Genomic DNA, 10771 nt, shown 5'->3' with positions numbered 1-10771 from the left:
TCATGATTATCAGGTTGAATTTTCAGCGCTTGGTCGAAGGATGCGACCGCTTCTTTATACTGTTCTAAATTAAACAGTGCATTGCCCCGATTGTTCCAAGCTTCATGATTATCAGGTTGAATTCTCAGTGCTTGGTCATAGGATGCGACTGCTTCTTTATACTGTTCTAAATTAAACAGTGCATTGCCCCGATTGTTCCAAACTTTGTAATTATCAGGTTGAATTCTCAGTACTTGGTCGAAGGATGCGACCGTTTCTTCATACTGTTCTAAATTAAACAGTGCATTGCCCCGATTGTTCCAAGCTTCGTATTTATCGGGTTGAATTCTCAGTGCTTGGTCATAGGATGCAATTGCTTTCTCATACCGTCCTAAATTAAACAGCGCATTACCCCTATTATTCCAGAGTTCGTAATCATCAGGTTGAATTTTCAGCGCTTGATCATAAGAGGCAATCGCTTTTTTATACTGTTCTAAATTAAACAGTGCAATGCCCCGATTGTTCCAAGCTTCGTATTTATCAGGTTGAATTTTCAGTGCTTGGTCATAGGATGCAATTGCTTTCTCATACCGTCCTAAATTAAACAGTGCATTGCCCCTATTATTCCAGAGTTCGTAATCATCAGGTTGAATTTTCAGCGCCTGGTCATATGAGGCAATCGCTTCTTCATATCGTCCTAAAATTAATAATATAGTGCCCCTATTGTCCCAAGATTCGTCGAAATCAGGTTGAATTTTAAGTGCATGGTCGAAGGATGCGAGCGCTTCTTCATACTGTCCTAAAATTAATAATGCACTGCCCCGATTATGCCAAGCTTCGCAAAAAGTATTTTTAATTTTTATCGCTTCATTATAAGCGTAAATTGCTCCTTTATAATCTTGCTCAATAAAATGTAAATTTCCCAGTTCCAACATTAATTTACTTTTGAGACTAACTGTTTGATGGTCTTCTACAATTAGTTCTTGAATTGTTATTATTTCTCTATTCCTTTCTTCTGCTGTTAAAGTAGTATATTTTTCATAGTCTCCTGCCGGGAATATCCGTGATGTTTCTTGCTTTAGAGTTTCTGGATCTATGGGAAATTCAAACATTCCAGAACGCCAATCAAAAAAGTCAGGAGCGCGTTGGATAAAATACTTAATAGCAAATTGAGGTAGTAAAAACACAAAACAAATATTAAAGTTATCTCTAAAACTTTCCCTCTGCTGATTGAGGTTAATTAGAACAGGTGGCACACCCTTCCAACTATATGAATAAATATCCTTACTATTCCAACCATTCAAGATTTTACATTCTTCATATTCATAAAATGAAGAATGTAACCCTGTAACAAATAAAAAGTTTATGCTTTCTTTATTATTTAATTTCTCAATTATTTCGTATAAATTGTTAACAGATTTATCTAATCGTAAAACTTCTATACTTTTATCCTTAATATCTTCCTTCACTTTGGTAATTATCCGCTCACCTTCGGCTGGAGAACAACGGACAAATAATAAGCCAAAACCTTCTATAAAGTTAAGAGTACGGACTAAGGCTTGGTATTCCTCGTCTCCCTTTACTGCGAAATTATTATCCCAATTAGTCAGTTTTAATACCATAATTGTAGTCAGATAATACTAACTCTTAGCGGGTGATGACACAGTTACTTATCTTCGGATGGGTACAAGAGATTGTAAATATCTTGGAATTCTTTAATTCCTTTAATGAGAGGATGAATATCATACCAAACTTTGCTATTTCCCTGATTATCTAAATAACGGTATTCTAAAATACAACGATTAAATAATAATCCTCGATACAGTGGTTCATTTTCTATCTGTTTAGAATGATATACTTTAGCCAGTGCCTCCCATTCATTAGCAAAGACAGTATTTCTATAAGTATTTCGCAACTCGCTAATTGACCGCTGTAAGGCTCTATTACTAATCGTTTTGGCGTTAGTGTATTTAATTGCTTCCTTCATTAATAATAACAAATTTCGCACATGACCACCACTCATCAGGCATAGTTGCTCTAACGCCTCCCTTTGCTCAAACATATCCACAATAGATAAGCTAGTATCTATAGAAATCAGCCGTTTTTGCAGGACTTCCATAACTTTATTTATTCCCTTTTGGTAGCTTTGATTTTCAGGAGTTTGCACCATAATCATTGGCAATACCTGAGCATTTCCATAGATATTTGCTATATCTACTGCTCGATTCGAATAAAGTAAAGAAATAGGTACGGTGTAAACTAGATGGCAATCTAAAGCCTGGAGTTGTTCGCTGCGGTCTAGAAAAATATGCTCATGATTGCTACGTCCATCTTCTTGAGTGATAGGGACAATCCGATCTAAGTTGTCAGCAATTAATACTAGTTGAGAATATCCTGAAGGTAAGTGATTTTTTGCATCTTTAATAAAATCATTTAACGCTTCAATTAAAGTTATTGTATGGGGGTTGACTCGCTCGCGAATTTTTTGGCGTTGGCTAGGTTCGGCTCGTAAATTTGCTGTGATTTTGGCAAATTGGGAGATTTGCGCTTCTATGGTTAATTTATCTAGGGATACTTCCGTCAGTGCCAAATCTTTTAAATCTTGCCAGCGGTTGTTTAACCATTTCAACAAACTGGCTGGAGAAGCATTATCTTTTAACGCTTCTAATAAGTGTCGTGTACAAGCTAAGAGAATATCTGTATATTGGGCATCTTCTGGCTCAATATCTGCTTCATCGGCAGCAAAATAAACCACAAAGCAGCCTTCCTCATCTAAATATTTTTGCAACCGCAGCAATTCTGTTGACTTTCCTGCACCGCGATGACCCGCATAAAGTTGACAAGTCATTCTATCTGACAACAAAATCTCTCTACCTATTTCTACCAGGATGTTGCCATCTCCCCGCACAGCCTGACAATCTACATATTTGGGATCGCCAGCAGGTAAGGGTCGAAATGGGTCGAAAACATTGTATATCCGCTTTAAAAGTGCAAATTCTTGCGTCATAGGTTAAAGTCTCTTGATCTTGATATGGATGATTTTAACAACTGTCTTGTGATGTCATATGGTTCTTGAAAAAGTCAATGGACCCTGTTTGGTTGACCAAGAGTAAGCGGGACTACTGGCTAGTTTTAGTCGTCATCCAATACCGAGAAGTACAGCAGTGGTCAGACAGCTTAGGACATAAGCAAATCATAAGAGAGTTGCTGTCACAGCTATCCATAGAAGACTTGTCCTAACCAGTATGGCAGTTGCTATATCAGCGGGCATTGAGGGGTTCCTTCTACCCAGTCAACTCAAACAGGTACTCATCAAGGTCAAGGTTGAGCAGCAATGCAACCATGTACAATACATTTTGTCTCATAACTATCAGACATTATAAGACATAAAACTTTAATAGTTGATTTTTTTGCTTAGATCACAAGGACATGTACATTGTTTTATGCTTACCTGAATTTGTTTTTTAATGTCTACTTTATATAAGACAGGCATAAGACAGAAAGCTTGACAGTCTCATTTATTCTATGTACCATAAGAAGACATACTCAAAACCTTGCTGGTGTGTAAATCGTTTTGATGTAAGCGGTACATCGGTTTGCCAACTATCACATCAGGCTAATGTTAGGAGTCATAAGTATAAGCAAACTTACGGAGAACCCTTAAGATGTGCCCCTCTAACTCCACTAAATCTTTTGCTGCTTCAAATACAGATAAAATTTATCTAAGTGTTAAAAATGAATTATTGGTTACAAAGTCAACAGAAAATACCCAACATAGTTTTTTAAGTCCGTCCTGCATGCATGAGCTACCACCCCTGTTTTCGCTCATCAGTTTCCGCTTGATTGAAATGTTGTCGTTAACACAGCATGGCGAATTTGTTACTTCCAGCAAGCGAGGAAAATATGAGACTATTGTGGAACTGGGTGGACACATTAGTTTACGCTATCGATACCGTTGGCGAAATATTGCTTAACATAAAAACTACAAGATTAATAGTGTACTACATGGATAAAGGGATGTGCTTTTCCTTGTATTACATAGTAAAAGATAAAACTGAGTTAGCTGCTTAAATTATCAATAAACTAAAAGAAATAGCTGTGGAGACGAGTATGTGTGTCTATACCCTGAAGAAATTCTTCCTGTCCCTGAACAAACGGTGCGTGTAGCATAAGCAGCATTTCCTAAAGTAATCTCTATATGTGGCTACGCGATGAGTTTGGATTCTTCTATCAGGATGAAGATTATCGTCTAGTTCGTTCATTGAGATTAACTGATGAAACCTGGAAAACTATTGGTTAAGCCTCTGAATGCTTAGGCTTGACCAGGGTTGACTATTTAGAACACATCGTAAGACATAACAATTTACTGAGTCTTACATGGAATGAGTCTTACATGGAAAGAATCAGAGATTTTAGCTCGGACTTTACCATAAAGCGAACCTCAACCGAGTATTAGAGAAGAAGTTTGATCAAAAATATAATATTGTTATCACACAACAGTCTGTTGGTCTGCCAATCGTTGCAGAACTTGAAATTTTACGTGACCGTGTTTTGTCTGAACTCAAGTTAGGTAAGCAACCCCCAGGATACAAAACTGCTCAAAAAGCTCTCAATCGTTTCATTACTGAACTAACCCGTTCAGTTGAGATATTTTAAGAATTCGCCAACGGTATTCGTATCCCGGCTGAACCCTTAAGAGGATGTTTGAAAAGTCTTCCAGCGTGTGTTTCACTACCCTAGCTACTGAGAAGCTGCTACGAGAGAATAGGAGTTTTGGGATTTGAGATGGTACCCCTGAGTTCCACTTGAGGCTCAAGCTGACCCTTTTCAAACAACCTCTAAGGATGTCGAGTCAAAATCAAACATGAAAAAGGAGGCAGTCGATGGAGAATTAAGTAGAAACTTGCCAATTTTTAAGAATTTCTATTATTACTTAAACTTATTCCACTATTCTAAAAATACCTACTAATTTTAATAAAATGTGCTTGAAAAGCTTGATTTTTCATTTTTAGTTCTCAATAAGCTTAAGGTTTTTAGCACAAATCTTATTAGTCGGATAAGTTTTTATACTTAGTAGAAACAATCAACAGTCTCCTAACTCTTCTTATCGCATCATTCCACAAAATTATGTGTCTGCTTCTCTTACCTTCTAGGCAGCAGCTAAACAACCTTTTTCCTCAAGTTCCCTATCTACTCAATCAATACTATGCCAAATAGACCACTACCTGATAACAATCACTTTGATCTCTATATTAAAATGAAATCAGATGTTTTTCAAGAACATCTGCGTCAAGCGCGGCAGATATTTAACCTCTCGTTTGTTACACTTACCGCTTCGATTGGGAGCAGCGCAATTGGTTCAGTTCTTCTCATTTACGGAAAAAGCACCTAATGAACTGGCACCGCAGCTACAGAACTAATTTCCACAACATTTTTTACCAAACTGGCAACTGGTAAAACAATCAAGCGAAAAATTGGAGGAGCTAAACGAGAGTATCAAAGCACTGTACCCAGAACAACGTAAATATTAGCCCATCAAGCTGAATAAAGATATTGAATGGGCAAAAGGGTTAGTGAACAATTCCTTTGCCTTTTTACTTTTCAAATCGAACTAGATCGGTAAGACATACAAGTATTAATTTTTTAAATATGTCAGATACTTATCAAAACAGTAGCCTTTGTAACTAACTTTATATAATCTTCTGAACTTGGTTAGTTGCTTTTTCTGCTTTACCTTTGCATTAACTAACTTCTAACTAATTTTATATAATTTAAACTTAGTTAGGATATACTGAAATTTGCCTGTCCAATTCCTACCTAACAACATAGAGGACATATAAATGGATTCTAACTCTACTAAGGTTTCAAGCACTATGATCTGTCTAAATAATCAGCATGAAGATAACCAAATGAAAAAACGTATCAAAAGAAACATAAATACTCAGTATACTGGCGCACTTGTTGGGTAAATCTGACGCTTTGCTGCGGATGCCTAAAGTTTTTCAAAAATTGTCAATAAAAGCAGTCTATTCTCAATAGATTCAAAAAAAATCTCATTAACCCTTGCTTCTTGCTAAAGGTTTAAGTGATCGCTTTGAGTCTTGGAAACTAAACCAAACGAAAAATGCTAATTTTCCGTTAGTTCTTAACGTTAGTTGGAAGAAAGGGTAATTTAAATAGGTTTGCCCTGTACTTACTTCCTTACTTCTTCTCTAAATGAGCTAAATAACTCTATCGAATAAAGGAGGAATAAAATAGCTTTATTTTGTTACTTTAGGAGAATGTAAGAACTGAAAGCTTTACAGAGTTTTAGTTTTTACACTTAGTTTATTTGTTTGGTTTTTGTCATCAAATAAAGCTCAAACTTTGAATAATTCATAGTTTGAGCATTTGGTTTTTATTCTTGATTTTAGCACAGTGAAAAAAGAAGGATATGTAAAAGGTTTTTATGAGTAATTCATCAATTAATTATAATAATTAAATAATTTATGCGAGTAGTATGTTTTCTTTGCTACATTTAATGTGCAAAGGTGGGTGGAAAATTACTTTATTAGCTTATCTTAATTTTGACTGCTGGAATTAAATTGTCACAATCGACTACAAATTAAATATTCTAACCTAATTAACAAATACGAAGCATAAGGAAGTACATAATGAAAAATAAAATAGCGATTCGTCCCCACAAATATCTTCAGTTTGGTGCTGTACAAGAATGCAACTTTTATCTTGTCACGGAAGCTAATTTAATTGATGCTTTTGTTATTGAGCAAGATAATTCATATAAATCAAGTCAGATTTTGACTTACACAGGAGTTAATTTCATCGAAGTCATTGAGCAAACTGATGAACCAGCACATGTTTTGGTCATTTGTCCAGAACATTTCATAACTTCAGTAGAGCCGCACCAACTTGGTTGTCGAAAACTGGCAATTATGGCAGTCAATTCCACTCCAACTTCGCTACCAGCAATTAAACATTTTCTTGATGTCATGGAAAGAACTGATCCTGATGCTCAAAGAATGTTTGCTAACCGCTTCTTCGACATCCTTGAGCAGTCAGAATATTTAAGCATTGTTGATATGCGTTACCAAACTTCAGCCAGTTTTTTACACTTTGATGATGAATACGAATGGTTTGAACAAGGGGGTTCACTTGATTGGGGTCAGCAGCAAATTGTTCCATCTGGAGAACTGAGCGTGTTGCCATTGACCCACGGAGAATTTAGTACAGAACGCAACTTGAGGATCAATGGACAAGTAGCATTTTGGGGTTATCCAATTCTGCATTCTGGAAAGCATTTCTGTCAGCGTGAAGAACAAGCATGTATTTATAATGAACTATCAGTGCTGAAAGACCATGCGGTTGTCGCCACCATTGAAAACGGCGTGATTAGAAAATTACATGCGACTCACCCATCCGTTGCATCCGCCAAATTCACGCTTGAGCGTTTATTCAGTATAGATTCGAGATATCGGTTTATTTGGGAAGTCGGATTTGGTATCAACACAGCACTCAAATTATGGACAGGAAATGCCGCAATGAATGAAGTTTATGGTGCGGACTATGGGGTATTGCACTGGGGCTTTGGATTGACACCGTTTACACAATACCACCTCGACATTATCTGCCCACACACAAAAGTTTTAAGCAATACTGGTGAAATTATAGCTGGAGACCGGGTTGCTAATTTTCCCATTGAAACCAAGAAGGATATAGTTCGTAACACAGTGAGTGGCTGTCCATGCACTAAATAAAGGTAGAATAAATAGGGCTTAATTAATTAAAATTCAACATCGAAAAAAACAACTAACAGCACAATCTGCCTCACAATAAAGTAATTTTAAATACCTTGCTAATGTGCCATATATTTACGCTATTTTTATCGCATGAAAGATACTGAAATTCTCAAAATCCGCGAACAATTAGGGCTAACGCAACAACAATTAGCAGAACAATTGGGAGTTGCGATGAAAACAGTTAGCCGATGGGAAAAAGGTGAAACTAAGAAAATTCCAGAGGCGGCTCAACAAAAGCTTTTGAGTTTAGCTGAACGCGGAAAAGCGCTGATTTACACTACAGAGGCAAAACTTTTTTTACGACTACAAAGAATTCATCGCGGTAGCATATCTCCTTGGCTGCTACTACCACATATTACGACTACATCGATATCGGCACGCGATGCATTTGTTGATCGGGGAGTCAAAATCTTTAATCACACAAATTCACTTAGCAAAGTGAATATCAAGCTTGCAGATTTACCAAAATTAGCCGAGACAGGTCCAATTGTTTTGCAAGGAACTGCTGGAAGTGGTAAAACCTTCTTAATTCGATGGATTGCAGATTCACAAGGGTATGATGCAGAACATAATACAACGTACTACCTCGGAACCAAAATACCAATTATATTCCCACTTATTCAATATAATGAGGCCCCTACAAAAGACGCAGTTAAGCGCTTTGGGCATCCGATTTTGGCAGCAATAGTAGACTATCATAACTATTCTGGTACAGGGCTTGATCAGGAGTTTTTTCTACAAGCATGCAAACGAGGAGAAGTAATTTTTCTATTAGATGCGTTGGATGAAATACCAAATGAAACGCGTCGCCATGAAGTTCTTAAGGATTTAGAAACTTTAATACTTCAGTATGAAAAATGTGCTTTTATCCTAACAACTCGTCCGGACAAATATCGTACTCCCAAAGATTCATTTTTAAATGAAATTAAAAATAAAGTTGTCTGTGAACTTAGCCCTCTTACCTCTGAAGAACAACAAGAGCTAGTTAAAAAACTATATATATCATTAGCTCAGGACACAGATATAGAAAAAAGAAGTTTAGAAGAATGTGTTAACTTTCTGGAAAATGTCCACTACAAATACCCTAAAAAAGGAGAGTTTTTACGTAACCCACTACACCTAGTACTTGCAGCCTTGCTTATTCTTGAAGGTTCTCCTCCAGGTACAACAGATGTGCAACTTGAACATCAAAGCCTGGAACTAAATATCATTCGATGGCCCGAAGCTCGTAGCATAGGTAAATCATTACAAAGCTCTGTAAATTTTCCAGGTACTGATATTTCTAAAAATCAAATTTGGTCAAAATTGAGTAAATGGGCATTAGAAATTATTGAAAAAGAACGTCCGATAGATACCGCGGAAATTGAGCAATGGGTACTTAATATGCCTGTGGAGCCTGAAGGTGAAACTCCAGAAATGCGTGCTAAACGCATTGCAGGGTTAATGCTAGAACGCCTTCCATTTATTATGAGATTAGAAGGTAAGGATAAGTTTACAATTAACGAACCTCATTTAACTCACTTAGCAGCCCACCGATTAACCGAGTTGCGAAACCGTTCCTCGTGGCTATTCAATGATAGTAACTATAAAGTTTGGAAGCGAGTTGAAGTATGGAAACGAGCAATTTTAATTACTTCTATTATTCATCGTCAACCAGAATTAGTTAATCATGATTTAAAGGAATTCGTCGAACAATATGAGCCAGATGAACTGGATAGTATGTTTGATACAGCTGAGTCAATGAGTATGATTATTAAAGATTTGCTCAGAAGACCAGGAGTTTTAGATTGGGAGCCACGTAAAGATTTTTATGCTTTCTTGATGAATATTTTTCTCAAAACTGACTATGACGAAACTGCGAAATTTTTCTTCCGCATATTTCAATTTATTCAGGCATCGTCTGAAGATGATGGCGAAGAGAGTGGTGATGAAAAACAGAATAGAATACTACTTAAAAAAGTTTTTCAGCAATTAACCCAATCTAATGGTGAAGTTAACTATGACAAAACTTGGCGAGCATATGCTTTGCAATATGCTCTTGGAGAATGTTCGGGTAAAGAAACTGAAATAAAACTCCTTGAATTCCTAGAAAAACTAGAAAAAGAAAGTCGAAAATTAGCCAGGGAAACTCATGAATGGAAAAAATTTGAAAAATTTAAAAGAAGGACAATTTTTGTTTTGTTGCTGATGCAATTACACTTTTCCAACAAGCTTACTAAATATCATTTGTCTACTGCAACTATATCAATTCTGCTCAAAATCGTCGAAAATAAAGAAAATTATGAAGTAGGTGTAGTCGGTCGAGCATGTGATGTATTAGATAAACTTAAAGAAGAGGAATATCTAGATCCCAAATTAAAAGCGCATCTCAGAGAGATTTTTATCAAAATAGATAGTGCTGTTGCTACTTTAAAAGTGGTTGAAGAGTTTGAAACTGCACTAAATGAGAAAAGAATTGCCTTAACTCCACAAGAGTTAGTTAATCAGGTTTCGCATGAATTGGAAGTGCAAAAATTTAAAGCCTATACAAGTGAAACAGTTAAGTATTTGAAAAATTTCTTTCGGGAAGCAAAAAATTTTTATGCAGAAGAAAATCAAGGAAGAGATATTGAGATTTCAAAAATCTTGTTCAACTGTGCTATTGACCGCAAACAACCAGCACTGTTACGTGCAGTTTCATTTCTTTATCTTGCTGAGTTACCACCAGAAATTGAAAAATCCATTCCCAATTTTCTGACAGATTTGGAAAATTCTTTTAAAGAAAAACCTAGACCACAAGAAGACGAACTATCGGTAGGAGCAGTACAAATTTACGATTATAATCAGGCTTGTTTGAACAGACACTATGCACGTCGCAGTCAAGAAACTGACAGTAATGACATGCTAAATTTGAGAGAATTTCATCAAATTAGTTATGCTCAAATTGATGACTAATTGGATGCAGGGTAAGCTCATCTAATTTGGTATAAAAAATACTTGACAAATAAACAAAAACA

Annotated in this window: 7 protein-coding genes and 1 pseudogene; 6 read left to right on the top strand and 2 right to left on the bottom strand. The window is 36.2% G+C overall.

Annotation, left to right across the window (positions count from 1 at the left end):
- On the bottom strand, positions 1-1601 hold a 1601-nt coding region (locus ABF638_RS34675), incomplete at its 3' end, for a tetratricopeptide repeat protein (RefSeq protein ID WP_435027333.1).
- 44 nt (positions 1602-1645) lie between these two features.
- Positions 1646-2986 (bottom strand): ATP-binding protein, encoded by a 1341-nt coding sequence (locus ABF638_RS34670; RefSeq protein ID WP_335202381.1) that lies wholly within the window; start codon positions 2984-2986, stop codon positions 1646-1648.
- A 77-nt stretch (positions 2987-3063) separates the two neighbouring features.
- Here ABF638_RS34670 and ABF638_RS34665 point away from each other — a divergent pair, with 77 nt between their 5' ends.
- The 6 genes and pseudogenes from ABF638_RS34665 to ABF638_RS34640 all read left to right on the top strand — a co-directional run bounded on the left by ABF638_RS34665 (position 3064) and on the right by ABF638_RS34640 (position 10709).
- Complete coding sequence (locus ABF638_RS34665; protein WP_435027332.1) at positions 3064-3219, top strand: hypothetical protein; 156 nt, start codon at positions 3064-3066, stop codon at positions 3217-3219.
- Positions 3220-3776: 557 nt separating this feature from the next.
- A complete protein-coding gene (locus tag ABF638_RS34660; protein ID WP_435027331.1) occupies positions 3777-3953 on the top strand; it encodes a hypothetical protein in 177 nt (58 codons plus the stop codon).
- Between the two features lie 248 nt (positions 3954-4201).
- Positions 4202-4635, top strand: a pseudogene (locus ABF638_RS34655) (hypothetical protein); the annotation flags it as partial.
- Positions 4636-5185: 550 nt separating this feature from the next.
- Positions 5186-5371 carry a TRADD-N-associated membrane domain-containing protein gene (locus ABF638_RS34650; protein ID WP_435027330.1) on the top strand — a complete coding sequence of 62 codons (186 nt, stop codon included), beginning with the start codon at positions 5186-5188 and terminating at the stop codon, positions 5369-5371.
- Between the two features lie 1261 nt (positions 5372-6632).
- On the top strand, positions 6633-7733 hold the full coding sequence (locus tag ABF638_RS34645; RefSeq protein ID WP_435027329.1) for a hypothetical protein: 1101 nt from the start codon (positions 6633-6635) through the stop codon (positions 7731-7733).
- A gap of 132 nt (positions 7734-7865) precedes the next feature.
- Positions 7866-10709: an NACHT domain-containing protein gene (locus ABF638_RS34640; protein ID WP_435027328.1), complete on the top strand. Its 2844-nt coding sequence runs from the start codon at positions 7866-7868 to the stop codon at positions 10707-10709.
- The last annotated feature ends 62 nt before the right edge of the window (positions 10710-10771 follow it).

Source organism: Nostoc sp. CALU 1950, from assembly GCF_051172895.1.
GTDB classification, from domain to species: Bacteria; Cyanobacteriota; Cyanobacteriia; order Cyanobacteriales; family Nostocaceae; genus Nostoc; species Nostoc edaphicum_A.
This window is presented reverse-complemented; position numbering and strand designations above follow the sequence as displayed.

Excerpts from the sequence above, each read along its gene's own strand:
- ABF638_RS34670 (WP_335202381.1), bottom strand. The coding sequence starts at position 2,986 with ATGACGCAAGAATTTGCACTTTTAAAGCGGATATACAATGTTTTCGAC.
- ABF638_RS34650 (WP_435027330.1), top strand. The coding sequence starts at position 5,186 with ATGCCAAATAGACCACTACCTGATAACAATCACTTTGATCTCTATATT.
- ABF638_RS34640 (WP_435027328.1), top strand. The coding sequence starts at position 7,866 with ATGAAAGATACTGAAATTCTCAAAATCCGCGAACAATTAGGGCTAACG.
- ABF638_RS34665 (WP_435027332.1), top strand. The coding sequence starts at position 3,064 with ATGGACCCTGTTTGGTTGACCAAGAGTAAGCGGGACTACTGGCTAGTT.
- ABF638_RS34645 (WP_435027329.1), top strand. The coding sequence starts at position 6,633 with ATGAAAAATAAAATAGCGATTCGTCCCCACAAATATCTTCAGTTTGGT.
- ABF638_RS34660 (WP_435027331.1), top strand. The coding sequence starts at position 3,777 with ATGCATGAGCTACCACCCCTGTTTTCGCTCATCAGTTTCCGCTTGATT.